General features: G+C 47.0%; 28 protein-coding genes and 1 riboswitch. Of the genes, 11 read left to right on the forward strand and 17 right to left on the reverse strand.

Annotated features, from left to right (window positions below; all coding sequences use genetic code 11):
• Positions 1 to 50 precede the first annotated feature (50 nt).
• Together FO446_RS18725 and FO446_RS18730 are read left to right on the forward strand one after the other, a co-directional pair.
• Positions 51 to 749 (forward strand): helix-turn-helix transcriptional regulator, encoded by a 699-nt coding sequence (locus tag FO446_RS18725; RefSeq protein WP_047068388.1) that lies wholly within the window; start codon positions 51 to 53, stop codon positions 747 to 749.
• Positions 750 to 886: 137 nt separating this feature from the next.
• The gene (locus tag FO446_RS18730) at positions 887 to 1,153 is read left to right on the forward strand and encodes a DUF2626 domain-containing protein (RefSeq protein ID WP_015892123.1); all 267 of its coding nucleotides are present in this window, start codon (positions 887 to 889) and stop codon (positions 1,151 to 1,153) included.
• A gap of 47 nt (positions 1,154 to 1,200) precedes the next feature.
• On the opposite strand, the gene FO446_RS18735 is transcribed toward FO446_RS18730, so the two are convergent.
• Entirely contained in the window at positions 1,201 to 2,298 is a 1,098-nt protein-coding gene (locus tag FO446_RS18735; protein ID WP_173608227.1) for a class I SAM-dependent methyltransferase, read from the reverse strand.
• 93 nt (positions 2,299 to 2,391) lie between these two features.
• Here FO446_RS18735 and FO446_RS18740 point away from each other — a divergent pair, with 93 nt between their 5' ends.
• The gene (locus FO446_RS18740; RefSeq protein WP_173608228.1) at positions 2,392 to 3,465 is read left to right on the forward strand and encodes a coiled-coil domain-containing protein; all 1,074 of its coding nucleotides are present in this window, start codon (positions 2,392 to 2,394) and stop codon (positions 3,463 to 3,465) included.
• A 13-nt stretch (positions 3,466 to 3,478) separates the two neighbouring features.
• On the opposite strand, the gene FO446_RS18745 is transcribed toward FO446_RS18740, so the two are convergent.
• Together FO446_RS18745 and FO446_RS18750 are read right to left on the reverse strand one after the other, a co-directional pair.
• Positions 3,479 to 4,735, reverse strand: a complete 1,257-nt coding sequence (locus FO446_RS18745; RefSeq protein WP_173608229.1) for a CapA family protein — start codon at positions 4,733 to 4,735, stop codon at positions 3,479 to 3,481.
• A 93-nt stretch (positions 4,736 to 4,828) separates the two neighbouring features.
• A complete protein-coding gene (locus FO446_RS18750; protein WP_173608230.1) occupies positions 4,829 to 5,476 on the reverse strand; it encodes an MBL fold metallo-hydrolase in 648 nt (215 codons plus the stop codon).
• Between the two features lie 63 nt (positions 5,477 to 5,539).
• On the opposite strand from FO446_RS18750, the gene FO446_RS18755 reads away from it, so the two are divergent.
• Positions 5,540 to 6,040 carry a hypothetical protein gene (locus FO446_RS18755; protein WP_232773349.1) on the forward strand — a complete coding sequence of 167 codons (501 nt, stop codon included), beginning with the start codon at positions 5,540 to 5,542 and terminating at the stop codon, positions 6,038 to 6,040.
• Positions 6,041 to 6,091: 51 nt separating this feature from the next.
• Here FO446_RS18755 and FO446_RS18760 read toward each other — a convergent pair whose 3' ends face one another.
• Positions 6,092 to 6,631 (reverse strand): hypothetical protein, encoded by a 540-nt coding sequence (locus FO446_RS18760; RefSeq protein ID WP_173608232.1) that lies wholly within the window; start codon positions 6,629 to 6,631, stop codon positions 6,092 to 6,094.
• A gap of 83 nt (positions 6,632 to 6,714) precedes the next feature.
• A complete protein-coding gene (locus tag FO446_RS18765; RefSeq protein ID WP_173608386.1) occupies positions 6,715 to 7,161 on the reverse strand; it encodes a hypothetical protein in 447 nt (148 codons plus the stop codon).
• 139 nt (positions 7,162 to 7,300) lie between these two features.
• Between FO446_RS18765 and FO446_RS18770 the strand changes: the two genes are divergently transcribed.
• Entirely contained in the window at positions 7,301 to 7,777 is a 477-nt protein-coding gene (locus tag FO446_RS18770) for a DinB family protein (RefSeq protein WP_173608233.1), read from the forward strand.
• A 333-nt stretch (positions 7,778 to 8,110) separates the two neighbouring features.
• On the opposite strand, the gene FO446_RS18775 is transcribed toward FO446_RS18770, so the two are convergent.
• Positions 8,111 to 9,445: a PhoH family protein gene (locus FO446_RS18775; protein WP_173608234.1), complete on the reverse strand. Its 1,335-nt coding sequence runs from the start codon at positions 9,443 to 9,445 to the stop codon at positions 8,111 to 8,113.
• A gap of 203 nt (positions 9,446 to 9,648) precedes the next feature.
• Between FO446_RS18775 and FO446_RS18780 the strand changes: the two genes are divergently transcribed.
• A complete protein-coding gene (locus FO446_RS18780) occupies positions 9,649 to 10,254 on the forward strand; it encodes a YhcN/YlaJ family sporulation lipoprotein (RefSeq protein ID WP_173608235.1) in 606 nt (201 codons plus the stop codon).
• A 22-nt stretch (positions 10,255 to 10,276) separates the two neighbouring features.
• Here the strand turns inward: FO446_RS18780 and FO446_RS18785 are convergent, their stop codons facing one another.
• The 3 genes from FO446_RS18785 to FO446_RS18795 form a co-directional block, all read right to left on the reverse strand.
• Entirely contained in the window at positions 10,277 to 11,464 is a 1,188-nt protein-coding gene (locus FO446_RS18785; protein ID WP_173608236.1) for a trans-sulfuration enzyme family protein, read from the reverse strand.
• Positions 11,461 to 12,624 (reverse strand): aminotransferase class I/II-fold pyridoxal phosphate-dependent enzyme, encoded by a 1,164-nt coding sequence (locus FO446_RS18790; RefSeq protein WP_237898758.1) that lies wholly within the window; start codon positions 12,622 to 12,624, stop codon positions 11,461 to 11,463. The genes FO446_RS18785 and FO446_RS18790 overlap by 4 nt, the downstream gene beginning before the upstream one ends.
• A gap of 94 nt (positions 12,625 to 12,718) precedes the next feature.
• Positions 12,719 to 12,838: riboswitch (SAM riboswitch) on the reverse strand.
• A 74-nt stretch (positions 12,839 to 12,912) separates the two neighbouring features.
• On the reverse strand, positions 12,913 to 13,371 hold the full coding sequence (locus tag FO446_RS18795; RefSeq protein ID WP_007723265.1) for a pyridoxamine 5'-phosphate oxidase family protein: 459 nt from the start codon (positions 13,369 to 13,371) through the stop codon (positions 12,913 to 12,915).
• A gap of 167 nt (positions 13,372 to 13,538) precedes the next feature.
• Between FO446_RS18795 and FO446_RS18800 the strand changes: the two genes are divergently transcribed.
• Complete coding sequence (locus FO446_RS18800; protein WP_015892138.1) at positions 13,539 to 13,850, forward strand: DUF5665 domain-containing protein; 312 nt, start codon at positions 13,539 to 13,541, stop codon at positions 13,848 to 13,850.
• Between the two features lie 9 nt (positions 13,851 to 13,859).
• Here FO446_RS18800 and FO446_RS18805 read toward each other — a convergent pair whose 3' ends face one another.
• The 3 genes from FO446_RS18805 to FO446_RS18815 all read right to left on the reverse strand — a co-directional run bounded on the left by FO446_RS18805 (position 13,860) and on the right by FO446_RS18815 (position 16,051).
• Complete coding sequence (locus FO446_RS18805; protein WP_237898759.1) at positions 13,860 to 15,248, reverse strand: hypothetical protein; 1,389 nt, start codon at positions 15,246 to 15,248, stop codon at positions 13,860 to 13,862.
• A gap of 190 nt (positions 15,249 to 15,438) precedes the next feature.
• Entirely contained in the window at positions 15,439 to 15,714 is a 276-nt protein-coding gene (locus tag FO446_RS18810) for a hypothetical protein (RefSeq protein ID WP_173608239.1), read from the reverse strand.
• Positions 15,715 to 15,724: 10 nt separating this feature from the next.
• The gene (locus FO446_RS18815; protein ID WP_088908425.1) at positions 15,725 to 16,051 is read right to left on the reverse strand and encodes a YlaH-like family protein; all 327 of its coding nucleotides are present in this window, start codon (positions 16,049 to 16,051) and stop codon (positions 15,725 to 15,727) included.
• Between the two features lie 231 nt (positions 16,052 to 16,282).
• Between FO446_RS18815 and FO446_RS18820 the strand changes: the two genes are divergently transcribed.
• Entirely contained in the window at positions 16,283 to 16,756 is a 474-nt protein-coding gene (locus FO446_RS18820) for a glutathione peroxidase (RefSeq protein ID WP_173608240.1), read from the forward strand.
• A 69-nt stretch (positions 16,757 to 16,825) separates the two neighbouring features.
• Here the strand turns inward: FO446_RS18820 and typA are convergent, their stop codons facing one another.
• Positions 16,826 to 18,667 carry a translational GTPase TypA gene (typA, locus tag FO446_RS18825; protein WP_048033790.1) on the reverse strand — a complete coding sequence of 614 codons (1,842 nt, stop codon included), beginning with the start codon at positions 18,665 to 18,667 and terminating at the stop codon, positions 16,826 to 16,828.
• 139 nt (positions 18,668 to 18,806) lie between these two features.
• On the opposite strand from typA, the gene FO446_RS18830 reads away from it, so the two are divergent.
• A complete protein-coding gene (locus tag FO446_RS18830; RefSeq protein WP_173608241.1) occupies positions 18,807 to 19,418 on the forward strand; it encodes a YhcN/YlaJ family sporulation lipoprotein in 612 nt (203 codons plus the stop codon).
• Between the two features lie 79 nt (positions 19,419 to 19,497).
• On the opposite strand, the gene speD is transcribed toward FO446_RS18830, so the two are convergent.
• On the reverse strand, positions 19,498 to 19,899 hold the full coding sequence (speD, locus tag FO446_RS18835) for an adenosylmethionine decarboxylase (protein ID WP_007723244.1): 402 nt from the start codon (positions 19,897 to 19,899) through the stop codon (positions 19,498 to 19,500).
• A 319-nt stretch (positions 19,900 to 20,218) separates the two neighbouring features.
• On the opposite strand from speD, the gene FO446_RS18840 reads away from it, so the two are divergent.
• Complete coding sequence (locus FO446_RS18840; RefSeq protein WP_221869087.1) at positions 20,219 to 20,713, forward strand: GNAT family N-acetyltransferase; 495 nt, start codon at positions 20,219 to 20,221, stop codon at positions 20,711 to 20,713.
• 107 nt (positions 20,714 to 20,820) lie between these two features.
• On the opposite strand, the gene FO446_RS18845 is transcribed toward FO446_RS18840, so the two are convergent.
• The 3 genes from FO446_RS18845 to FO446_RS18855 form a co-directional block, all read right to left on the reverse strand.
• On the reverse strand, positions 20,821 to 21,417 hold the full coding sequence (locus FO446_RS18845) for a hypothetical protein (protein ID WP_173608243.1): 597 nt from the start codon (positions 21,415 to 21,417) through the stop codon (positions 20,821 to 20,823).
• Between the two features lie 346 nt (positions 21,418 to 21,763).
• Positions 21,764 to 22,270, reverse strand: coding sequence for a DUF4446 family protein (locus FO446_RS18850; RefSeq protein WP_221869086.1), 507 nt, complete (start codon positions 22,268 to 22,270; stop codon positions 21,764 to 21,766).
• A gap of 227 nt (positions 22,271 to 22,497) precedes the next feature.
• Positions 22,498 to 23,097 carry a hypothetical protein gene (locus FO446_RS18855; protein WP_048033797.1) on the reverse strand — a complete coding sequence of 200 codons (600 nt, stop codon included), beginning with the start codon at positions 23,095 to 23,097 and terminating at the stop codon, positions 22,498 to 22,500.
• Between the two features lie 230 nt (positions 23,098 to 23,327).
• On the opposite strand from FO446_RS18855, the gene FO446_RS18860 reads away from it, so the two are divergent.
• The gene (locus tag FO446_RS18860) at positions 23,328 to 23,963 is read left to right on the forward strand and encodes a YktB family protein (RefSeq protein ID WP_173608245.1); all 636 of its coding nucleotides are present in this window, start codon (positions 23,328 to 23,330) and stop codon (positions 23,961 to 23,963) included.
• Positions 23,964 to 24,013: the final 50 nt, after the last annotated feature.

The raw sequence follows: 24,013 nt of genomic DNA on the forward strand, positions 1-24,013 counted from the left end.
ACTTTTAGAATTTGATCTTATGGAAATTGTTTTGAGAAAGGGGTATCGGCATGGACCACGATGCGCAAAAGTTAACCAGTGCTTTAGCTGACCCCACCCGTTTTTCCATTTACCAATTTGTCGCCTACAGTAAAGATCCCATCACGGTTCAGGATATAGCTGATCACTTCTCTATCCATCCAAATGTGGCACGCTTGCATTTGACCAAGCTGGAAGACGTGAATTTACTCACTGCTGTTACAGACAAAAGCGGTAAGGGAGGACGTCCCAGTCGGTTGTACTCACTTTCTGAACAGGTTGTGAGTCTGCAATTCCCACCTCGTGACTATCAGTTGTTGGCCGATATCGCGATTGAAAGCCTCCTATCGCTCGGCGAGGCTGGCGAAGCCGCTCTCATTAAAATGGGACATCGCATTGGAACAGAGATGGCAAAACGGGCGGTTGTCCAAAGCGGAATCAATTTAGAAACAGCCTCTATGGAAGAAAAATTGGACCTGGTCCATCGGATTGTCGTGGCCCAGGGATTGAAACCAGACATCGAAGCAATGGATGAAGGAAAGCTGCGTTTTCGCGTGAATAATTGCACCTTCTCTGACAGCGCAAAAAAATATCCGAATGCCGTATGCCAGATGCACAACGCTCTCTTGATGGGAATATTCGAAACGTACTTGGGGAACATTGAGTTACGTGAGGATGATTCCAAAATTCGCGGTTGCCAATCCTGCAACTATACGGTGATTCAGTATTAGCACCGCAAGTCCAGTCTCTCCCCCTCGGGTGACAATAATCCGACATACCTTTATCGTTTACACGTGTTCACCTGTCCTATATAATGGGGGAGGAATCTTGTAAATCTTACCGTTCGAGGCAAAAAGGGGGGACAAAAATGGATCGTATGTATCGCGTTCTTGGTTTCTGGACCATTGTGATCGCGTTGATGGCGTTTTGGGGAGAATTGTACCCGATGGCGCTCATCTTCTTCAGTTTGACTGCTTTCTTCGTAGCATTGAGCTACATGAATCTGACTGAACGAGTATACTTAAACATTTTCTTCGGCTTCATGTTCCTGTCTTTTGTTGGATTCACGTATTACACGTTCTTCGTGATGCCTGTTGGCCCACAAGAGCACGCTTTGCTACAATTGATTATGTAAAAAAAGATGCTCGCCATGAGCATCTTTTTTTGTGTTCCCTTCTTCTTTTACTCCCGGATGCCTTTTCCTTGGACCATAACCCAAAAACGCCCACCCAAGCCAGCAGGATCGATCAACTGCTGAATAGCCCGATTCCGTTTCATCGCAACGCTCGTGAAAGGGTCTGTATCCATATGCGCGACCGCTTTATGAAGCAAGCCATTGCGCATCAAAAACCGATCCTGCCTCATATAGTCCATTTCCCGTAAACCAGCCTTTTCTCCATACTCTTGCCACGCAGAAAAATTCACATGTGTCGTCAAGTCTTGTTCGCCAATGTTGATATACGGATTCGTATGCGCCCGATGACGATGATAGCACATCAGTGTTCCGTTTTTTCTACTGGGATGGTAAAGCTCCTCTTGCAGATCACCGTAATCAATCGTAATGACGAACCCTTTTTTCAAGAGGGAGGAAACTTCTTGTGCCGCTTGCTCCATCGCCAAGTTTATCTCGATCCGCATGCCGATCGGCAGCTTCAAGTTCAGCCCTAGCACATATTCTCCTAGCGCTGGTGTCATCTCTCCCAGACACTCTTCCAACCCGTCCTCGGCAGCACGCACCCACACTTCCTGCCAGCCGAATTTGGTTTTTTCTACAATATGTACCGGAAATGCGTCCAGCCATTCATTCGAAAAAATAACCCCTTCTATTTTTTCATGCTTGGCAGCTTCCTTCACGGAAGAATACCAACGCTTCGGACCCTCGTGCCACTCGAGTGCCTCCTGCTGCACTTTCCGGTGATACGGACTCGCTTCTATCAAAATGACCGTCAACTCTTTGTATACCGCTGGCTTGCATTCGCGGATACGCTCCAGCATGTGACGGCAGACAGCCCCGGTTCCACCACCAATCTCCACGAGAACAGGCGAAGTAATATCCGCCTCCTCCCATAATGCCAAAACAGCATCCGCGATTGTTTCCGCAAAGACGGGATGCACCGATGCGCTCGTATAAAAATCTCCCGTTTTGCCTACTTTGGGTTGTTCAACCATATAATATCCATGAGTATCGTGGTATAGGGCCAACTCCATAAAGCGCGCGAACGTAATCGCTTTTCCTGGTTGGTTTTCTATTTCCTCGCGAATCAGTTCGATCATCGTCATAAGCTCTTCTCCTGCTATCCAAATTCAACTAGATAAGGCTATAATACGAAAAGAAGCATACAATATGGAAAGGCAAAAGCAAAAGGTGAAATCATGCGCAAATTTCTTCTCGTCTTGTTCCTGTTTGTATGTCCACTAACGGTATTCGCACAGGAAGAGCCCGCTACCCCTTTGGAGCAGCTTATCCTGCAGCAGCATTTTACACAAAAAGAGCTGGAGCGAACCCTCACCTTACTAAAGGAAGAAGAGACGCGGACATACGGGGAAATCGCTCAAATGGATCTCGACTTGCAACGGCAAAAGCTAGTGATGGAAGCCACACAACGTCGTGCCGGCGAAGTAGCGCGTGCCTATTACATGGGCGAGCGTACTAATCTTCTGACGTTACTATTAAATGCGGAAAATTTCAATCAGTTCTTATTGATGTACGACTTCTACGAGATCTTGTACGAGCGTGACATGTCTCGACTAGAGTCCTATCATACTGAGCGCACCAAGCTCACCGCGATGCAAACCGACAAAAAGAATCGATTGGAACAACTTCAGACGCTACGAAAAAAATACGAGCTTCAATTGTCAGAGATGCTCGCCGTTGCCGCTGAAAAAGAAAAGAATGTACAAAAGCTGGATGACCCGACCGTTGTGGAATCCATGATGAATCACTTGATTTTAGACTGGGAAAAACGTGGTTTGCCCGCATTCCAGACCTTCTTCGGAATGCTCGCGCAGGTCATGGTTCAGGTTCCCGAGTTGGCGACGCCCGATCGAATTCAGTCAGAAGGTCTTCTTAAGCATACGCTAACCATTAACCAGACTGACTTCAACAATTTTTTGATAGAGAAAGATGCGTTGTTTAAACAATCGCATTTCTCCTTTGAGGATAACAAGCTGACCGTAGAAGGCACGTATGATCAGATGGAGCTCAAGCTCGTTGGTAACTATGAGCTCGTCTCTCCTACCCATCTCAAATTCCACATTACCGAGCTGTACTTTGACGGCTTTGCCTTGCCTCAATCGACCGTAGAGGAAATGGAGGAAGCGTACGATCTAGGATTTTATCCGGAGCTGATCTCCCCCAATATCCAAGTGCAGGGCATCACGCTGATGGACGAAGAATTAAAACTCCAGCTACAATTCAATCTTCCCTTTGGATTCGGAAAGAAGTAAAGCCAGCTATTCATTAGCTGGCTTTTTTCTTGGAAACAACCTTATTGACATGAGCCGGCATTTCCTTCTGCAATTGTGTCATGTACTGGATCGCTTCTTTCGTCAGCGTCGGGTATTTCTGCCCCTGCTTCAGCTTCTCCAATGTTTCTGACACCGGGTAAATGACGTAGTTGCGCTTGTTATTTTTCCGATAAAAATGAACGTAGGTCGGAATCATTTCAGCACTTTCGATGCTTGCCTCTCCTGACTCATTCTTGTACAGCACAAGCTTCAGGATTGCCCCAACATCCTTGTAGTCCCATCGCTGCGCAGAGATGAAATTGCCTAAAGAATAGGTGATCAGTCCTTTGTGTTGACTTCCATCTTCGAGGGTAACCGTCTTCCATTCGTAAGGTTGTACCACATGTGGATGCGCGCCCAGTATGATATCCGCTCCAAATGTCAGAGCTTGCTCGGCGGTCTTGATTTGTTCAGGACTGGGCATTCGCTGATACTCATTTCCGAAATGAAGCGCCACTGCAACCAGATCGGCTCCTTTTTCTCTTGCCCGTGCGATGTCTTTCTTCATCAGCCCAGGCGAAATGAGATTGATCAGATACGGCTTGCCCTCTGGAATCGCGATTCCATTCGTTCCGTACGTATACGATAGCAAGGCTAGCGTGAATCCGTCCTTGGTCAACAGCAAGGGCTCATCTCGATCCTCAGGATTTGCAAACGTTCCCGTGTGCGGTAGACCGGCTTCATCGAGATATTTGATGGTTTGCAGAACTCCTTGTTCTTTGCGGTCCATCGAATGGTTATTCGCTGTTGTTACCGCAGTAAATCCAATTTCCTTCAACGCATGTGCAAGGGACTCAGGAGAATTAAACATCGGATATCCTGAGTATTTGGCCTCGCTACCACTCATCGTTGTCTCAAGATTGCCGATGACCCAGTCTGCCTCGCGGAACATCGGGATGACATTCGGGAAAAAACGTTTAAAATCATAGCTTTTCGTCGCTGGGTCCCAAACGGCATCCAACTGCTCCTGATGCATCATGATATCCCCAACGGCGAGAAGGGAGATACGCTGTTCCGGAAATCTTGACGGCAAAGTCGTAGGTTGTGTCTCCTGATGATTGGGCGCTGTCTGCTGTGGTGTTTCGGGATCGGGCACTTTCACGTCGGGAGCTTGGTTTGTCTTATCTGCTTGGGCGATGGGTGCCGCACACCCAACCAGACTCGTGCAGGCAATAACGAGAAGGAGTGCCCATTTCCATGTTCGCTTCATAATAAATAGCTCCTTTGGTAAATGGTGACCCCTTCCTTTTCTCCACCACCTGACAAAATCCTCTCCCAACCTTTATAAAGAATGATGAAGTGACTAACGCAGCATGCCTGTGACAAACGGATTGTACGTTTTCTCGTAGTCGATCGTCGTCTTCGGACCATGTCCAGGATATACAATTGTCTCATCATCGAGCTCAAACAGTTTGTCCTGAATGCTGATCATCAGTGTCTCATAATCTCCTCCGAACAGATCCGTACGCCCGATGCTCTGGTTAAACAGAACGTCGCCACCGAAGCAGTGCTGGCCAATTACGAATGAACAACTGCCTGGTGAATGCCCTGGCGTATGCAACACCTGAATATGAAAACCTGCCAGTTCCAGAGTTTGACCATCTGCCAATTCGTTCTCAGCCCGCTCACAAACGATGAGTTCGGGCAGATTCCAGCGTCGAGATCCGTTGAGATCAGGATTGGTGAGCCATTCCTGCTCCAATGGATGAATGTAAACCGGTGCTTTTGTCAATTCTCTTACTTGGTTGAGACCACCAATATGATCCAAGTGGGCATGCGTCAAAAGAATAGCAACGACGTTTTTATTAGCAAGAGCGCGGAGCAACTGATCTGGCTCCATGCCCGGGTCAATCACAATGGTCTGGTTGGTAACGGTGTTTGTCACCACATAGGCATTGGTTTGAAATGCTCCCAACGCATAAGATTCAATGGCAAGATTTTGATTTGTCATAGGAAACCTCCTTGATTTTTTGATACGATAGAAAAAACACGATTGCAAACATGGGGGTATGACATGCGCCATATGTACGGAATTGAACTGAATGTACCAGCCGGGAAGCTCCCTGGCTTCTATGCTCAAGTCATACATAAAATCGGAGATCATGTCAATGTCTTTGATCGGGACAAACTGCTTTTTATTGTAGAGAACCAAGCCGAACAGGAGAAGCTAGAGACCATTTTGGAGAAATCCAACATGTTAGGCGATGCCTTTTCTCTATTGCTGCTCCCGTCAACAACCACCATCGATCAACTCGATGATATCGGTTTTGTCTCCCAAAATGAACATTTGTATGTATATGCAGATCAAGTTGCCATCGTAACGCCCGAGGCCCCATCCCAAACTGAAGATCAGTGGGCTGCCATGGAGCAACTCCGTGAGCATGTTCTAGGCGTGATACCTGAAAGTACACAACAACCCGAAGCCTACCTGATTGATCAAAGCTTGATTCCACTCGCAGAGGGAATCGCAAAGGCTTATCAAGTGAAGCTCGTTTGGCTCCATCCGACCAAATGAATCCTTTCCATGAAAAAAGGGAGTCCCTGATAGCGAACTCCCTTCTCCTTATTACGATGATTTACGATCAAATCGGAACCACGCCACCTGATTGTCCACAAGACCAAAATTGGCGGTGTATTTGCTGCCTTCATACACCACTTCTTGTTCGCCTTTTCCTTTGCCGTACAGCTTCTCTAGCTGCCCAGCACTGTCAAACATCGTGAGTCCTCGATATGTTTTGAATTTTTGCGCGTCCTCACGGGGAACTCCACCCAGCATAATCGATGTCAATTCACCTTTGTGGACTTTGATCATCATCTGGCTTTGATCAACCAGCAGCATTCCCATTACTGCATCTCCCGCACCCTGCGCCATTTGCTCTACCGTATAGCTTTGTCTTGTCACCATATCCATAAAATCAGCTTTTGTTGGCTTCAACATATCCATTGCTTCTTTTATGTTCTGCCCGATAAAAATGCCGTTTACTCCGTATTCCTTTGGATTTTCGGGGTCAAATGCAGCAGTTGGTTCCGACTGGGCCGAACATGCCACCAAGACAACTACTGTCAACACCCAAAACGCAGTCATTCGCAAGCATTTCCACATCATTCACTTGTGCCCACCTTTGCTACCGCTCTTTTGGTTATCTTAGCGTATCCGGCAAGCATCGGGCAACTATAGGAAGACGAGCTTTATTCTCGTGTTCCGCTGACTTTGCGGCGCGGTCGATTAGGAGGCAAATTGCTGTCCACTGATTGTTTGAAGCTCTCTAATATTTTGAGGAGTGATGCGAAAAAAGGCGAGCCAAACACCGCAACAATTCCCCACATCCATGTTCCTAACTGCCACGAATCTTTTACATAAGCGGATTCAGCACCCGTTAAAATAAGTGCCGGGTCCAGACCAAGCATGCCAAAAATGACACCAGCAGCCAATACGGAAATAAGCAGATTGAAAAAGCGCTTGTAGTGCATCAATCGAGCAGCATGATACTGATCCTCCCAGCAATTTTCTTTCGCCTCATAGTCTGTCGCCAAAAAGGGAATGACTGATTTAAAAGCTTCCGTAACTCCTGCTGCCGCGCTGGATACCGCTGTGATGTAAATCAAAAAAGAAATAGATGAATCCAACGTAACCATCATGCTTCCCTCCTTTGTACATATGTATGGAGTTGGAGGGACAACTTGCAAATTTTTTTGCAGTTTGTATATTTCCCCTTTGTTGTTTATGCGGTAAGATGTGAAGTGCATGTAAATATGAGGAAGGGCAGGGATTGCTATGCAGGACTTTTCTTTTGTATGGAATCAGTACGACTTGATTCGCGGAATGTTTTTGGCGAGATTGACGGAAATAACCGAGGAAGAAGCAGATGTGGTTCCAGTTGGCTTTAAAAACAACATTCGCTGGAATATTGGCCATATTCTTCTGACACAAGATTACTTGCTCTTCGGACCAGAAGGAATGAAATGTCCTCCGCATTACGCAGCCATGTTCGCTCCAGGAACCAAACCTGCTGATTGGCAAAAAGAAGCACCTTCCCTCGAAACCTTAGCTGCCGAGCTAAAAGAACAGCATGTGCGTATCAAAGAAGAATTTCACTCCCGCTTGAATGATCCATTGCCAAAACCGTTTGAGCTAGGAGACAAAGGCACTATGCATACTTATGGGGAAATGATGGTCTTCACTCTTTTCCATGAAGGAATGCACATCGGATGTATTTCGTCATTGCGAAAAGCAATCGCGGCTGCTAAATAAGGAAAATCAGACAAAAACGCGGGATCGTTTATCCGCGTTTTTCTTTTGCCTGCCAAATCTTCAAAAATGAAAACCGCTCCAATGAGGAGCGGTCCTTGTCGAGCCCGAATTGCTTATGGGGTTCTACCGGTTATTCTCTTTGGCTCTTCAACCTCCGTCGTAGAGAAAAGTAGCTAAAGGAATCGGTGTATCTCCATACGACTTTCGTCGATTGCTTGATCATGATTATCCACGGATCTTCGCCTCCTGCAAGGCCTTTCGCCGTTTACTCACATGAATCAACGGGCTCGACAAAAATAGTATGACCTCTTCGCAGTTTTTCATACATCCTCTTTACAATAAATCTGCGGCCAGCTGTGCGAGCACACTCCGTTCGCCTTTTTCCAACTGAATATGTCCAGCCAGCTTTTGGTCTTTAAATACTTCGACCACGTAGGTTAAACCGTTGTTGCTCTCATCCAGATACGGATGATCAATCTGCTCAGGATCACCCATTAACACAATTTTCGAGCCGTCCCCCACCCTCGTCAGGATCGTCTTCACTTCATGCTTTGTCAAGTTCTGGGCTTCGTCAATGATAATAAATTGTTCAGGGATGGAGCGCCCGCGAATATACGTCAAAGCTTCCACCTGCAAACTTCCCATGCCTGCCAAAATTTTATCCAAATCACCTGGGCGTTTTGTGTTGAATAAATATTCCAAATTATCATAAATCGGTTGCATCCACGGCCGAAGCTTTTCTTCTTTTTCGCCGGGCAAATAACCGATGTCTTTTCCAAGCGGAACGATAGGTCTTGCTACTAACAGTTTTTTGTATTTTTGCTGGTCCTCAATTTGCAGCAGGCCCGCTGCTAATGCCAGCAAGGTTTTTCCTGTACCGGCCTTACCGGTCATGGTTACTAAAGGGATATCATCTCGTAGCAGCAATTCGGTTGCCATCCGTTGCTGCACGTTGCGGGCTCGGATGCCCCAAATCGGATCATCATCTGAGATAAGCATTTCTAACATTTTTCCGTCCGGGTCGACTTTTCCAATCGCTGAAATAGATGGGTTACATTCGTCCTTCAGCACTAAAAATTGATGAGGATAAAAGCGATAGCGCGGAAAACAGGAGGCCAGCTGCAGTTTTCTTGTCGCATAGTAAGTCTTGATGATGTCGGATGCTACCATCATCTTCTGATACCCCGGGTATATACTGGAGAACTCTCCCACAACTCGATCCGAAAGAAAATCTTCTGCGGAAATATTCAATGCATCAGCCTTGACTCTCATGAGAGCATCCTTACTTACCAAAATGACTGGTCTTGGCTGTGGTTTTCCATTTTCCTCCTCTTGTAAGTTTAGTGCAACCGCCAAAATGCGGTTGTCATTACTCATTTCCGTGAATTGTTTTTGAAGGCGGTGGAAAGAGGAATGATTCAGTTCCACCCGAAACAACCCACCCGTTTCAAGGGTAATGCCAGTGTGCAATTGCCCCAGCTCACGAAAACTGTCAAAGAGCCGAGATACGTACCGAGCATTGCGGCCAATTTCATCCATGTACCGCTTTTTGGAATCGATTTCTTCCAATACGACAGCTGGTATGACGATTTCGTTGTCAGCGAAGGAAAACATCGCCCTTGGATCTTGCAGGAGTACGTTGGTGTCCAGTACGTAGATTTTCTTCAAAATCTCGCCTCCTATTACCCTTCTTATATACCCTATGCAATTTTTGGAGGGATGCTCAAGTGCGGCGACGTGATGTACTACAGTCTATGTTCAGGTAGACAGAGATAGACGACCCAGTGGCAGAATGAAAATGGGCAGCCCAGAACAAAATACTTGTAACCCTGCCCTCCTCATGAAAGGAAGGCAATACTGGGAAAGGGAGAATGCCTGTGAAACGGATCATGATCTACTGCCTCGGTTTTAGCTTGTTGCTTACAGCATGTATGTCAGGCAATAAACCCCCGGCGAATCAGGCTGCACAACAGCCGAAGCATGCCAATCATACTCAGCGCGTTCAGCAAACTGCTCCTGAGCCTGCTTATAATCAATCTTCCCAAGCCACCGCTGATCGCCTCGCCCAACTGGCAACACGTGTGAAAAGGGTACACAGTGCCACTGCTGTGGTATTGGGCAAATATGCGGTAGTCGGTATTACAGTGGACCCGAATCTGGATCGCCCAGAAGTTGGCGTCATAAAGTATACGGTTGCGGAAGCTCTGAAAGAAGACCCCCAAGGAGCGAATGCTGTCGTAACTGCAGACCCTGCTATCGTACAGCGGTTACGGGAAATGAGAGATGATATTCGTCGCGGCCATCCTGTTGCCGGAATTACGGAAGAGTTGGCGGACATCGTAGGTCGGATCATTCCCCAGTTGCCGCGCAGTGTGCAGCCTCGCGAAGAAACCCCTTCTCAAGTAAAAGAAAAACGCATGCACAAAGAACCGCAGGGACAAAACAAAATCAACGCAAATCGTACAGGATCACCATAAAAGAAAAGAGGTATCCCCGGATTTAAGCCCGGGAGAATACCTCTTTTTCTTTATGGACTGGTGTTTCAGACGGCAAATGATCCAGTGCTTGCTTCAAATCTGCCACCAAGTCATTGAAATCCTCTAAACCAGCTGACAATCTGATCAAACCATCTGTGATTCCCCTTGCAGCTCTTTCTTCAGCAGGCATCGCTGCATGTGACATCGTAGCTGGATAGGAAAGAATTGTTTCCACTGCCCCGAGACTGACAGCCACAATCGGCAATTTTACGCGATCAAACAACGCTTTTGCTCGCTCGCGGCTCCCTACATCAAAGGAAAGAACAGCCCCATGCCCAGTCGCTTGTTGTGTTTGAATCAGGTGCCCGGGGTGATCCGTCAGTCCCGTATAGTAGACTCGGCTTACTTGTGGATGCGTAGACAACCAGTCAGCCAAGCTCGCGGCTGTCTTCGCGCTCACATCCAGTCGGGCTTTCAATGTTTTCAGCCCACGCATCACGAGCCAGCAGTCCTGCACACCCAAAATCGCTCCCATGCCATTCTGGATAAAGTAGAGCTGCTCCCCTAACGAAGCGTCTCTGGTCACGGCCAGACCTGCCACCACATCGCTATGCCCACCGATAAACTTCGTTGCACTATGAATGACCACATCTGCGCCAAGTTCTAATGGGCGCTGGTAATACGGGGTAAGGAACGTATTATCGACAATGACGAGCACGCCGTGCTCCTTCGCGATTCGAGAAACCGCTGCAATATCTGTCACCTTTAAGGTAGGATTGGAGGGAGTCTCCAGGTAAACCCCTTTTGTTATCGGTGTAATGGCTGCGCGAACGGCTTCAGTATCTGTTGCATCCACGAATGTAACGGAGATGCCCATTCTCGACAATACTTTAGTCAAAAAACGAAACGTGCCACCGTATACATCCTCCGCCACTACAACATGGTCTCCGGCTGAAAACAGCATGAAAACGCTGGAAATGGCAGCCATGCCAGATGAGAACGCGAAACCTCGTGCGCCTCCCTCCAGAGACGCAATGGCTTCCTCCAAAGCCTGCCTGGTCGGATTGCCAGATCTGGCGTAATCAAAAGTACCTGGCTGATCGATATCAGTCTGATGAAATGTGGAAGCTTGATAAATCGGAACCGACGACGCACCTGTGAACGGGTCAATGCAAGTGGAACCGTGGAGGATCTTGGTTGCAAAATTCATCGTACACTCCCCCCTACGACCAAACTAGCATTCAAGGCCTGAAACAAATCGGCTATGACATCATCTGGATGCTCGATGCCAACCGACAGTCGCAATAATCGATCACAAACACCGACATGCTCTCTGACTTCTTGCGGGATATCCGCGTGAGTCTGCGTCGCCGGATACGTACACAATGACTCGACACCACCCAGGCTTTCGGCAAAGGACACGATTTGCAGATTTTGCAGGAACAATCCCACCTGCTCTGCATCGCGTACGCGGAACGATACCATCCCACTATGCCCGGTCGCTTGATTCACCTGGATCTCATGCCCGGGATGCTCTGGTAGACCTGGATAAAATACCTCCGCTACTGCCGGATGCTCACGCAGTTTTTCCGCTACAATCAACGCGTTGGATTGATGACGCTCCATCCGCAATGCCAATGTCTTCATCCCGCGAATGAGAAGCCAGCAATCCTGCGGTCCAAGTACAGCACCGATTGAATTGTGCAAAAACCGGATTTTTTCCGACAACTCTTCTCCTTTTGTTACGATGAGTCCAGCCAGTACATCGTTATGTCCTGCCAAATACTTGGTTGCACTATGTAAAACGATATCTGCACCAAGCTCTAGTGGGCGTTGACAATAGGGGGTTAAAAATGTGTTGTCTACAATCGTCAGGAGCCCGTGCTGTTTCGCCAATTGCGTTACTGCTCGAATGTCGGTAATCTGCATGAGCGGATTGGTTGGTGTCTCGACGAAGATGGCCTTTGTCTCTGGGCGAATCGCATTTTTGAGTGCATCAATGTCACGCAAATCCACGTACGAAAATGTCAGACCGTAACGAGAGAGCACTTGCTCGAACAATCGATAGGTTCCCCCGTAAAGATCGAGTGAAACGATCAGATGATCCCCCTGGGAAAACAAGCCCATGACGGTGTGAACAGCAGCCATACCAGAGGCGCAAGCGAATCCTGCATCTCCTGATTCCGCTTCAGCGATGGTTTCCTCCAAAATAGTGCGAGTAGGATTAGCTGTGCGCGTATAATCATATCCAGTGCTCTGGCCCAAGGCAGGATGACAATAAGCCGTTGCATAGTAAACAGGAAAACTCACCGCCCCTGTTTTTTCGTCTCTGCCTACTCCCGCCTGAATCAACTTTGTTTCCAATTTCATGTCTGTTTCTCTCCCTCCAATAGTGTACGAGGGCATCAAAAAAGCCCCCTTTCCTCTGAAAGAAGGCTTTGTTTACGTCACCGTAAGCAAATCCTTCTCATCTTTCAGAGTTTGATAACTCTGCAGGAATTAGCACCATTATCTCCCTGTTAAAATACAGGTGATTGGTTGCCGGGCATCATCGGGCCAGTCCCTCCGCCGCTCTGGATAAGAAGATTGCTATTCAATTCGATTGACCCTAATAGTAAAGGATCGGCAGGATTCTTGTCAACAATTTATTTCCACCCGTTAATTTGCATCTTTCAAGGCGGTCATAACTTGATTGTCCAGCTTCGCTGCTGCGTTTTTGTCATACGTTTTTTCATATTGTGGTTCTACGGAAATACGGGAACCGTAAAACATAATATCACGAACAGCCTCAATTTTGATCTCTGCCATGGCCAGCTTGAGCGGAACTCCTTCCAAGCGGTCTGTTTTAACGACAGCACGACCATTAATGGCAAAAGACGAGCCGGCACCGATCAAATGCAGGACAACCTGCGGTTCCTTCGCAATATTAGCCAAAATACGGGAGCGATTATCCACGGCAAAACGAATCGTATCGGCGCTGACAGCATACGTCCAGGACAAGGAGCTGAGCGATGGTGCCCCTGACTCATGGTCTACTGTGCCCAAAGTAACAAAGCGCTCCTTTTGCAAGAGCTTGAATAAATCTTCGGAAAGAGATTGGGAAACAGTTTCAGCCATTTCAAAGCCTCCTAACAAACGTTTTGTACGTTCATTTTACCCTTCGCACAGCTGATAGGCAAACGTTTCCTCTCCACCTTGATTCTGGTTGTCTTTTTCCCTAGACTGGTAGGTAACGATACCGAATAGTGAAAGGGGATGACAGCTTGTCGCCTACAGACCGTCTCATGCAGCAAATTGATCAAGTTCTTGAAGAGCTTCAGGAAGTTCGGAAGGTAAATGAGCGGATGCACAAAATTGCGATGTTCCTGGAAGATATCCGACTAGCAGATGTAATCCAAAATTACACAGCCCCGCGCAAGCTGCTCTGGATCAATTTCCTCGCAGGTCTTGCCCGGGGTCTGGGATTGACGATTGGTACTGCTATCGTTTTGGCTTTCCTCGGCTCCCTCTTGACGCAATTTCTTTCGATCCCCATTCTGGGTGATTACATCAGACAATTGGTGGAGTACGTCGAGACTTACAAGCAGCGGCCTTAATGATAGAGACTAGTCTCTGTCCTCGTCATGATCGTCATCGTCATCATCGTGATCGTCATTCCATTCCTTACCGTGCTTTTTCCAATAACCATACGCGTTGCCGTTGGGATGCTTATCTTTCTGCTTCCCTTTTTCTTTTTTCTTTTTGTCATCATCATCATTTTCATCGCCGTCTGTTGGCTTCACAGGCTCGACAATGACTTTTGTGCTTAATGCAACGTCAGCTTTCTTAACCAGCTTATCGTCTTCATACAGTGCGAATTGAATGGATTTGGCGCTAAAGGAACGATTCTTGTAAGACAAGGTCAAAGAAAACTCACCTTTGTCATTCGGTTCAATCTCTTTTTTCTGACCGTCTGGAGCGATCACAAACAGCTCAGTATCGTCCTTTTTGTTCCAGCCGCTTACTGTCCCTTTCACCTGAATGGACTTGGCGGCAGGATTGTTTACAGCAGTCGCCTTGATGGCATATTCGGTCGCTTGATCCTTATCAGGGGCGTTAACAATTTCTACCTGAACGGATTCGGAATCAACCTTCTTGCCATCCTCATAAACCTCGATCAAGGCTTTTTGATCTTTTGCTGCTTGTACATCCTTTACTGAAACCGTAAAGCTGCTTACGCCATCCCACAGCTTCTTCACGTTTGCGTCTTTTTTCACGCCATTATAGGTGACAGTTACTTTGTCTGCCCCCTGCTTGACAATTCCTTTTACTTTTAGTTCTTTTTTCTTCGCATCCAATACAGTCATGGTATGGATGATCATTTCCTTATCTTCTTCTGCTTTTGGAACGATCTTTACCTTTTCGCTATCGACCAGCTTGCTGCCTGCGTAGGCACTCACGGTTACATACGGTTCATAGGATGCATCCGGAGCTTCAAAGCTGACTGTAAAAGAGTGATCGTTGGTCGGAACGACTTCAATGATGTCAGAATTCGGCTTTTTCACAACAACCTTGGTGACATCCGAAGTCACAATCCCCTTTATGTATACCTTGTTATTTTCAGTCTTGGCATTTACGCTCACGATTTCTTCAGCATTCTCTGTCAGGCGCACTTCCAGCCAGATATCGCTGTAGTACTCGTTGTAGATACGCTCCCACTCTGCTTTGTTTTCTTCCATATACGTTTGGAGCTTCGTATTCAAGTTAATCTCATCTACAATAATGTACAAGTGATCTGCCTGATTCTTCAAGAGCATGTTCAGTGTCGTTGGATCATTTTGGGCAAGTTCCTTAAGATTGTAGCGCGTGACTTGCTTCCCCTCGTCATTCATGACTACCTTTGTGGCACTTGGACTAGCAATCGAGCTTGCATTGGCAAAAATTGGCGTCAAACAGCCAAGAATACCTGCCGCTGTCACCACTGCTAATACGGGCTTGGTCATGTACTTTTTCAATGGTAGTTCCCCCTTCTCGTCTGTCAAAATCCCCCTGTATGCTTGGGGCATGAATATTGACGGGAAATCATTTTCAAAAGTTGCATGATCCAAGAAACCGCGTCTTATTACCTATGAAATGCGCATGATACAAAAAAACTCCACCCACCTTCCGAATCATTTCGGCAAGTGGAGGGGAGTCATTGTCCCGTTAGTTGCAGTTGTACTTGGGTTCGCTTTCAATCGCGACCAATAAAGCTTCGACTGATTCAGCAGGGTATCGCACTTCCACAGACTGTGAATCAGCGTTCCCAAATAGCACGTACCAGCTACCTTCCTGACGATAACCGATATCGCTCATTTGATGATCCTCTCTCAGCAATTGCAAGAAAAAAGCAGCGGTATCCAAAGCAGAGCGGTCTTCTGGTCGCGCATCGGCAACCACTTGAATTTGGAGCCAATTAAAAAGTGCATCTTCACGCTTCACGTGGTTCTCCTCACTTTCGCCCAGTTTGCTCCGGTTTGATCCGTACCTTTACAATCACGAGTATCGCGATCGCCACCAGCATTGCACTTTTCACAGGAAGCTGCACATCCAAAATAGCGAAAATGAGAGCTCCAACAAATAAAAGGATGTACAAGAGCACGTTTTTCAAAATAGGCATACGGATACGGGTAGCAAAGCCAAGATAATAGACAATAATTAATTCCACAAACAAAATCCAGGCCCGATATTTATCAGCCCATATGCGAAAGCTGTCATATGCTGTGAGCTGATCTGGATTTGTTGGCACATAAGTTGATGCGATTTGTATCCAGTCCATCACTTATCTCTCCTGTCTTCAAGCGGTGAAACTCCTACCGCTTCACATGCCACCTCATAGGCGGAATGAAACGAATAGTTACTCCTTTTTTCTTAGGAAAACGCTATCTTTCTTACTTTATCAGGTGGTGCATTCTGTGTCAAAAAACGGTAGGCCCTTCCATGTGGCTGGCAAGATTTTCGCCGTACATGCTATGATGAGGGTATGTCAGTTGAAAAAGGTGGGAATAAGATGAGCTTGTATGATATTGCCGTCAAAACGATTTCCGGTGAAGAGCAGACATTGGACGCCTTCAAAGGCCATGTCCTGCTAATCGTGAACGTCGCCAGCCAATGCGGCCTTACCCCTCAATACAAAGGGCTACAGGGGCTGTATGAGCGTTATCAAGATAAGGGGCTGGTCGTTCTTGGCTTCCCTTGCAACCAATTCGCTGGGCAAGAGCCAGGAACAGAAGAGGAAATCGCAACGTTCTGCGATCGCAATTACGGCGTGACGTTCCCGCTATTTGCGAAGATCGATGTCAATGGTCCTGGTACCCACCCGTTGTATCAGTACTTAAAGGAACATGCTCCTAGCGAAGAAAATCCAGATATCGAATGGAACTTCGCCAAATTCCTCGTGGATAAAGACGGTCGTGTCGTGAAACGCATCAGTGCTCGTACTCAACCCGAAGAACTCAGCTCAGATATTGAGAGTCTGTTGTAAGGACAAGCCCAAATAAAAACGCCACTTCATCCCCAAACAGGATCAAGTGGCGTTCTTTTCTTTTCAATCTTACGCTTGCGGTTGTGCTTCATAGCGTCTTTGCTTCTCATAGCGCTCACGATCTGATTTGTTCAGATATTTTTTGCGCAGACGAACGGATTGAGGCGTTACTTCGCACAGCTCATCGTCGTTCAGATATTCCAGTGCCTCTTCCAAAGACAACATGCGAGGAGCCTTCATTTTGACAGTCTCATCTTTGGTCGCAGAACGTACGTTGGTCGCATGCTTTTCTTTACATACGTTCACAACAAGATCGTTGTCACGGTTGTGCTCGCCCACGATCATGCCTTCGTATACTTCTGTACCTGGGTGAATGAACATGGTTCCGCGATCTTCTACGGACATCAAGCCATATGTGGTAGCTGTTCCTGTCTCATGGGAAATAAGTACCCCTGCGTGACGTCCTCCTACCGCTCCTGGTACAAGTGGACGATAGCTGTCGAAGGAGTGGTTAAGAATACCGTAACCGCGTGTAATCGTCAAGAACTCTGTACGATATCCGATCAAACCGCGGGATGGAATAATGAATTCCAGGCGAACTTGTCCGAAGCCGTTGTTGATCATGTTAACCATCTCGGCTTTACGTTGACCCAATGTCTCCATAACCGCCCCTGTGTACTCTTCAGGCACATCAATGATCAACAGCTCAGCCGGTTCCATTTTTTGGCCATCGATCATACGAATGATAACCTCAGGCTTGGACACGCCCAGCTCAAAGCCTTCACGACGCATGTTCTCAACCAAGATGGACAAGTGCAATTCACCGCGTCCGGAAACCACATACGCATCTGGCGAATCTGTTTCATCTACACGCAGAGATACATCTGTCTCCAGCTCAGCCATCAGACGATCACGCAGTTTGCGGGAAGTCACGTGCTTACCTTCGCGACCAGCAAACGGGCTGTTATTCACAAGGAATGTCATTTGCAGGGTAGGCTCGTCAATTTTCAGGAGTGGCAATGCCTCTGGATGATCAACGTGGCAAACGGTTTCCCCAACGTTGATATCGTCAATACCAGAAATCGCTACGATATCCCCTGCTCTTGCTGTTTTTTGCTCAACACGCTGCAAACCGGAGAATCCGAACAGCTTTTGAATCCGTGCCTTTTTCACTTCGCCTTCGCGTGTAGTGACAGATACCATTTCATTCAGGTTCATGGTACCGCGATAGATGCGGCCAATCCCAATACGACCCAAAAAGTCGTTGTAATCCAGCATGGTTACTTGCATTTGGAGCGGAGCAGATTCGTCTGCGTCAGGAGCAGGCATATGCTCTACGATGGTGTCAAACAGTGGGCGAAGGTCGCCTTCCAGCTTATCTGGCTCAAGTCCTGCAATCCCTTGCAGACCAGAAGCATATACGATCGGGAATTCCAGTTGGTCTTCCGTCGCATCCAGATCAATGAACAGGTCGTACACTTCGTTGATAACTTCTTGAGGACGTGCATTGTCGCGGTCTACTTTGTTCACGACAACGATAGGGGTAACTTTAGCTTCCAGCGCTTTTTTCAATACAAAGCGCGTTTGTGGCATACAGCCTTCGAAGGCGTCGACGATCAACAGAACGCCATCCACCATGCTCATGATACGCTCAACCTCGCCACCGAAGTCAGCATGGCCTGGTGTATCCAAGATGTTAATCGTGAAATCTTTGTATTTGACAGAAGTGGTTTTCGCCAGGATCGTAATTCCACGCTCGCGCTCCAGGTCGTTGGAGTCCATCATTCTCTCTTCTACCTGTTGGTTCGAGCGGAATGTGCCCGATTGGATCAAAAGTTTGTCAACCAGTGTGGTTTTTCCGTGGTCAACGTGGGCAATAATTGCAATGTTGCGTATGTCAAGACGCTTCATGTGAACCTCCTCTATTATGCATACCTTCCATATTAACAGGTAGTGAAACGCGGCACAATGGGCAGTTTTTTACGGGAGCCACTTCCAGAGTAAGAGACTTCGTTTTCGTCATACTAAGGAAAATGGAGGTGGCATACGTATGAAACGGAGTGGCCCGAAATGTTTGGTTGGCTTGCTTTTGATTGCAACCATGATGACCGGATGCGCAAGCTCGAACAGCCATCCAAAAAATCAAGCGCACACACAAAGTACCACCAATCAGCAGGCCCCGGGTGCCAGGACTAGCCTCGCTCATGATTATCATGCCTACACTGGCGGAATCAATGCCCGCAATTATCACAAAGGCTATACGGTCAATGGTTTCAATCAGGATTTGGCTGAACAGCTCACCTTGGTCGCAGATGAAGTGCCTGGTGTGGAACGTGCTACTGTTCTCGTAAGCGGCACAGATGCAGTCGTCGGAATTCGTGTTCGGAAAAACTTTGGCCCTGAGCAAACGCGCATAATCGAACAGCAAGTCCACTCAGCCGTTCGTTCACGTGTTCCCAACTTCTCGATCCAAGTAGCCTCCGACGCAGCCACATTTGATCGGATTCGTGCCATCCATGCAGATATTTATGAAGAAGCTACGCATCGGACCAATCAAGTTGATGTGAGACCCAACATGAATAGTCAGATCACCAATACATCCACGGAATTTCGTTCTCTGCTCCATGATATTGGCGGCAGAATTCCTACTGTCACTCCATGATGACAAATAGGAATCGAAGCTCCATATAAAAGAGGTGCGGAATCAGCCCGCACCTCTTGAAAACTTTTCCATTTGTTCCTTACTTTGCCGCTTCAACCAGTTTCATTTCTGGCTCAACAACTTGCAGTTCACCCAAACCACGAACTAATTTCTTCGCGTAAGTTTTTTCCGGCTTCAGCACGGATACCAAGTAGTCGATAGCGATTTGCGGATCAACGGTTTCCCCACACGTGTAGCAATCCAGGGCAGCAAAGCCGCGCTCAGGATACGTATGAATGGACAGGTGGCTTTCCGAGAGAAGAACCAGTACGGTAGCACCCTGAGGAGAAAACTGCTTCGCTTGCACACTCAGTACCGTAGCACCGCATGCCTCAGCAGCCTCAATCATTTCCTTTTTCAAAAATTCTGCGTCGTTCAACAAATCAAACTGAACTCCCCATGTGTCAACAGCAACGTGTCTTCCGAAAGTCGAATATTCCATCTTTCGGTTCCCCCTTCCTAACGAGTGTAATGTTAAACATCGCTAGGACCTGCGTCATTCACTAACGGGGGCGGTTTCCGTTGTTATCCACCCTTTAAAGTGAATCCTGGTTCCTAATCCTGTTTCCAACGAAAACAACAATACCATGCATCGGCCTAGTTTGACAATACCCTTTTTCAATAATCTATAAGAACAATACAAATAGGCTGACGGCTGTCTCGACAGAATGCGGAGCCGACGCCTGCTACAAGTGGCCCTCACCTATTATGAAATATGCTAAACTTTTAGAAATGAACCAGAATGGAGAGGATCACAACACATGATTACTATCCGTAATGCCAAAGCAGAAGATTTGCCAACATTAATCGCCATCGAGCACCTTTGCTTCTCACCAGATGAGGCTGCAACACAGGAAGCATTTGAGAAGCGTATTCGATTGATTCCTGACAGTTTTTTTGTAGCGGAAGCGGATGGGATCATTGCGGGTTTGGTCAATGGACCCGTCATCGAATCCACCTTCATTACCGATGATCTGTTTCAAACGATTAAAGAAAATCCGGCAACTGGCGGACATCAAACCATTTTAGGATTAGCGGTTTCTCCCGCTTACCAAAATCGCGGTATTGCCTCCATGCTCCTCGCACACCTGGAAGCCTCCGCAAGAGAGTCCAATCGTGAGACAATCACGCTTACGTGTAAGGAAAATTTGATTGGCTACTATGAAAGTCATGGATACCTCAACAACGGTGTTTCCAGCTCAGATCATGCTGGAGCCATTTGGTACAATATGAGCAAGCCATTACAATTGCGCTAAGTGAAGGGCAAATAGTAAAAGCGGGACCTCTTGTTAGGAGGAAACCCGCTTTTTGTTATTCGCTATGTGATCCAATAAAAAAGGGCGCACCAGGCACCCTTCTTTCACTAAACTTCTAATTCAAATAGACGTCGCGATAACGTTGCTAATCGAACATCAATTGCTGGAAGTTTTTCTGGGGCAGTTCTCTTTGCCCAATTACGCAAATCCAGCCATCGGTCCGTCTCTTGACGTAAGGACTCAATCTCCTGCTCGCTGCCATCCTGCTGGAACAAAGCCTCCAGCTCATTGGCCATGTGCAGAGAGTTATTTTCAAAGATGGACACTTCTTCGTCTCCGGTTAGCTCCTGAATGCTCACAACCGATCCTTGATCGTAGTGATACACCATTGTGAAGCCGTCATAAATCCGGTGGACAATTCCATAGCCTCGGAACGCTTTCATTGCTTTTCTCATAGCATTTGCCAACTGCCGATCTCGAATTAGATACGAGCTGTCGCATGAGTAGCGGCTGCCAACCCGACAGAAATTCAATTGAATTTCTCCGGTCTTGTCATTCAAGATTACGTCACGATCGCCATTGTCACACACTTTGACTTGGACTGAAATGTGTTCATTGGTGAAAAGCGAAACGAACTGGTTCAGCTCTTCTTCATTCACCGTGAAATAGGCCTTGGCGTAATTAGTTGCTAAACGCTGTGCCATAAATATCTCCTCAATTCTTTTGGTTTGCATGGGCCGAGTACGACCGAACAGTTATCCAAAACAGAGGAGATACGCTAAGTATCAACAAAAGAACGCTGTAGAACCTGGCCTTGCCCTCCGCATCGAAAATCGATTTGGGTAATGAAGGCGGATCACCTACTTTTTGTTTTTCGCAAAAAAGCCATTTTTGACATCTTTATTATACCTCAGGTGCCCTCAAAAGTCTTGAGCAAAATGACGATGAATTTTAGCAAAAAACAGGAATATCCGCAATCAGAAGCAAGGAAATGAAAAGAACTCTCTGATTCATTCATATGCTTGCTGTTTCATTGAAATTCAGAGCCACTTATATCCCTGCGGTTGAGGTCATCGCTTTTTTGATCGCAGCCTGTTCTTCTTCAGACAAATGGTAGCTCGATGTTCCCTGCTCAAGCGGCTTGGCGTACACGCGAGATTCTTCTCGTCCAAAAATGCTGGTGATCACGACACCGTTCCCAGCGTCATCTGTTACCGCCAGCGAAAAGCTAAGATCACTGCCGACATCCCCGAAGGCATTGTAACGGATAATCGCTACTTTGCCGCATTGTGCTGCCATTCGTTGTGACAGACGATTGATGGCAAACTGCTGATCGTTATGCTGCTTTTTCATTTCCTCTACCTGATCCAGCAGTCTGTGCAAGCCTTCCTCGAGATTGGCTCCTCCCGTCCCTGTCATAATCCGGTTGATCGATTTCCTCAATCGATTGATCCGGACAGACTGCATAATCACGATCCATAACAGGATCAGTGTCAATGCGATGACGGCTAAAAGCAGGATCGCTACATTGGGGATTTGTGATAGGAATGCTTCCAAAACTTTTCTTCCTTTCCGGCGCGTTCGTAAATATGCTGTTAAAAACCTTCTTTATTGTACAACCGTCGAGCCTCCCATTCAAACAAGTCTTTCATAAAAACAACAATTACTACATTAGCGACTTTTCCATCAAAAAAAGCGACACCCTCATTTGTTTGAGATGTCGCTTTTTCATTCCGTATTCGTTTGTGTCAAACTCATCGTCCTTTGGCTATCCTCCAGTCTGCCTACGCTTCCAAAAGCAACATTTCCCGACGAAGCTGCTTTAATCGCTCCGTGGACTGCTTCATTTGACTTTGGTCTTTGGCTTGCATCGCGTCATACAACGTCGCCAGTTCATAATCCAACTCCAGACGCAGCACCGGGATGCGTTCTTCCGAGTCACGTCGTTTCATCGCGGCAATTACCTGATCCATCGTTACATTGCAAAATTTTTCATAGATCACTTTTTTCTCAGCTCCTTTTAATTCCACTATTCTGATAACTTCTCCGTACTGGATTTGCTTCAGCAAGACGCACTCTTCAAAAGTGACCTTGATCATGGCATGCCCTTTCGCCCGCTCTACGAAGTGGTACAGTACCAGTGCCACCCGAGAATCATTGACAGGAATGCCTGCAATGTGCAGCTTATAGGACCCGTTTAAACGCTGCATTTTCCAGTCGGATCGGCCATCTGTGGTGTTCACGAGGAGGTGAAACTGCTCGGGAGATTCTTTCCACGTGACGCTCACCCCTGCTTCCACCAGGGCCTGCACCATCGCGTGCAATGTTTTGCGGTCAAACCAAACTGCCAAATGAAAATACTCCAACTCCATGCCGAGATTCATCTTCTACAGGCCCCTCCCGTTGACAGAATACTCAGATATCATTTTTGCCGTAAGGGAGTGAGTGGTATATCATATTATTCAGACTTTGGTTTTGCTATTCATAAACTCGGCATGTATTTTTTTCCTGGATGGTATGATATCATATGGAGGATTCCAAGCTCCCTTGACGGGGACGATCGCCCTTTTCTTTCCAGTGGGGTTCGATGATGCTTAAAAGAGGTGTTTGTTACATGCCAACGTTTCCAGGTTTTCGTCAAGAAGATTTTGATGTTTTTGCCATCGATGGACTGGATGCCCGAATGGACGCAATCAAAACCAATATCCGTCCCAAATTCGAAGTACTCAGCCAACACTTTGCGCCCTTTCTCTCCGTAGCAACCGGGGATGAAATGTTTACGCACATAGCAAAACATGCACGCCGTACGGTGAACCCACCAGCTGATACGTGGGTTGCCTGGGCTAATGATAAACGCGGTTACAAAAAACATCCGCACTTTCAAATCGGCTTGTGGGGAACACATTTGTTCGTTTGGTACGCGGTAATTTACGAGTCTCCTTCCAAAGAGATCATCAGCCATGCGTTTAACAAGCATCTGGATGAGGTCATTGCGATGGTTCCGGAGCACTTTCACTGGTCCCCAGATCATATGCAACCAGCAAGTACGTCTCAAAAAGAATTGGGCACCGCTGGCGTGAAAAAGTTGGTGGACAGGCTTGCACAGGTAAAAAAAGCGGAGTTGCTCTGCGGAATTACCATTGACCGTCATGATCCAATTCTGGCAGACGGAGAAGCATTGGTGAGTCGTCTCGAAGAAACATTTGGCGTGTTGAGTAAGCTCTATACATTAGGAAATTCTCGTGGATAGACCGCCTCCCGCTTTCTTTATTTAAGTTATATGCAAAAGAACAGGTCCGC

Source organism: Brevibacillus brevis (genome assembly GCF_022026395.1).
Lineage (GTDB): Bacteria > Bacillota > Bacilli > Brevibacillales > Brevibacillaceae > Brevibacillus.

Coding starts and splice junctions, on each gene's coding strand:
- FO446_RS18845 (WP_173608243.1), bottom strand. CDS start 21,417: ATGGCACAGCGTTTAGCAACTAATTACGCCAAGGCCTATTTCACGGTG.
- FO446_RS18855 (WP_048033797.1), bottom strand. CDS start 23,097: ATGAATCTCGGCATGGAGTTGGAGTATTTTCATTTGGCAGTTTGGTTT.
- FO446_RS18820 (WP_173608240.1), top strand. CDS start 16,283: ATGAGCTTGTATGATATTGCCGTCAAAACGATTTCCGGTGAAGAGCAG.
- speD (WP_007723244.1), bottom strand. CDS start 19,899: ATGGAATATTCGACTTTCGGAAGACACGTTGCTGTTGACACATGGGGA.
- FO446_RS18815 (WP_088908425.1), bottom strand. CDS start 16,051: ATGGACTGGATACAAATCGCATCAACTTATGTGCCAACAAATCCAGAT.
- typA (WP_048033790.1), bottom strand. CDS start 18,667: ATGAAGCGTCTTGACATACGCAACATTGCAATTATTGCCCACGTTGAC.
- FO446_RS18830 (WP_173608241.1), top strand. CDS start 18,807: ATGAAACGGAGTGGCCCGAAATGTTTGGTTGGCTTGCTTTTGATTGCA.
- FO446_RS18750 (WP_173608230.1), bottom strand. CDS start 5,476: ATGACAAATCAAAATCTTGCCATTGAATCTTATGCGTTGGGAGCATTT.
- FO446_RS18840 (WP_221869087.1), top strand. CDS start 20,219: ATGATTACTATCCGTAATGCCAAAGCAGAAGATTTGCCAACATTAATC.
- FO446_RS18800 (WP_015892138.1), top strand. CDS start 13,539: ATGCAGCAAATTGATCAAGTTCTTGAAGAGCTTCAGGAAGTTCGGAAG.
- FO446_RS18780 (WP_173608235.1), top strand. CDS start 9,649: ATGCCTGTGAAACGGATCATGATCTACTGCCTCGGTTTTAGCTTGTTG.
- FO446_RS18790 (WP_237898758.1), bottom strand. CDS start 12,624: ATGAAATTGGAAACAAAGTTGATTCAGGCGGGAGTAGGCAGAGACGAA.
- FO446_RS18740 (WP_173608228.1), top strand. CDS start 2,392: ATGCGCAAATTTCTTCTCGTCTTGTTCCTGTTTGTATGTCCACTAACG.
- FO446_RS18725 (WP_047068388.1), top strand. CDS start 51: ATGGACCACGATGCGCAAAAGTTAACCAGTGCTTTAGCTGACCCCACC.
- FO446_RS18735 (WP_173608227.1), bottom strand. CDS start 2,298: ATGACGATGATCGAACTGATTCGCGAGGAAATAGAAAACCAACCAGGA.
- FO446_RS18755 (WP_232773349.1), top strand. CDS start 5,540: ATGCGCCATATGTACGGAATTGAACTGAATGTACCAGCCGGGAAGCTC.
- FO446_RS18745 (WP_173608229.1), bottom strand. CDS start 4,735: ATGAAGCGAACATGGAAATGGGCACTCCTTCTCGTTATTGCCTGCACG.
- FO446_RS18860 (WP_173608245.1), top strand. CDS start 23,328: ATGCCAACGTTTCCAGGTTTTCGTCAAGAAGATTTTGATGTTTTTGCC.
- FO446_RS18730 (WP_015892123.1), top strand. CDS start 887: ATGGATCGTATGTATCGCGTTCTTGGTTTCTGGACCATTGTGATCGCG.
- FO446_RS18785 (WP_173608236.1), bottom strand. CDS start 11,464: ATGAATTTTGCAACCAAGATCCTCCACGGTTCCACTTGCATTGACCCG.
- FO446_RS18795 (WP_007723265.1), bottom strand. CDS start 13,371: ATGGCTGAAACTGTTTCCCAATCTCTTTCCGAAGATTTATTCAAGCTC.
- FO446_RS18770 (WP_173608233.1), top strand. CDS start 7,301: ATGCAGGACTTTTCTTTTGTATGGAATCAGTACGACTTGATTCGCGGA.
- FO446_RS18765 (WP_173608386.1), bottom strand. CDS start 7,161: ATGGTTACGTTGGATTCATCTATTTCTTTTTTGATTTACATCACAGCG.
- FO446_RS18760 (WP_173608232.1), bottom strand. CDS start 6,631: ATGATGTGGAAATGCTTGCGAATGACTGCGTTTTGGGTGTTGACAGTA.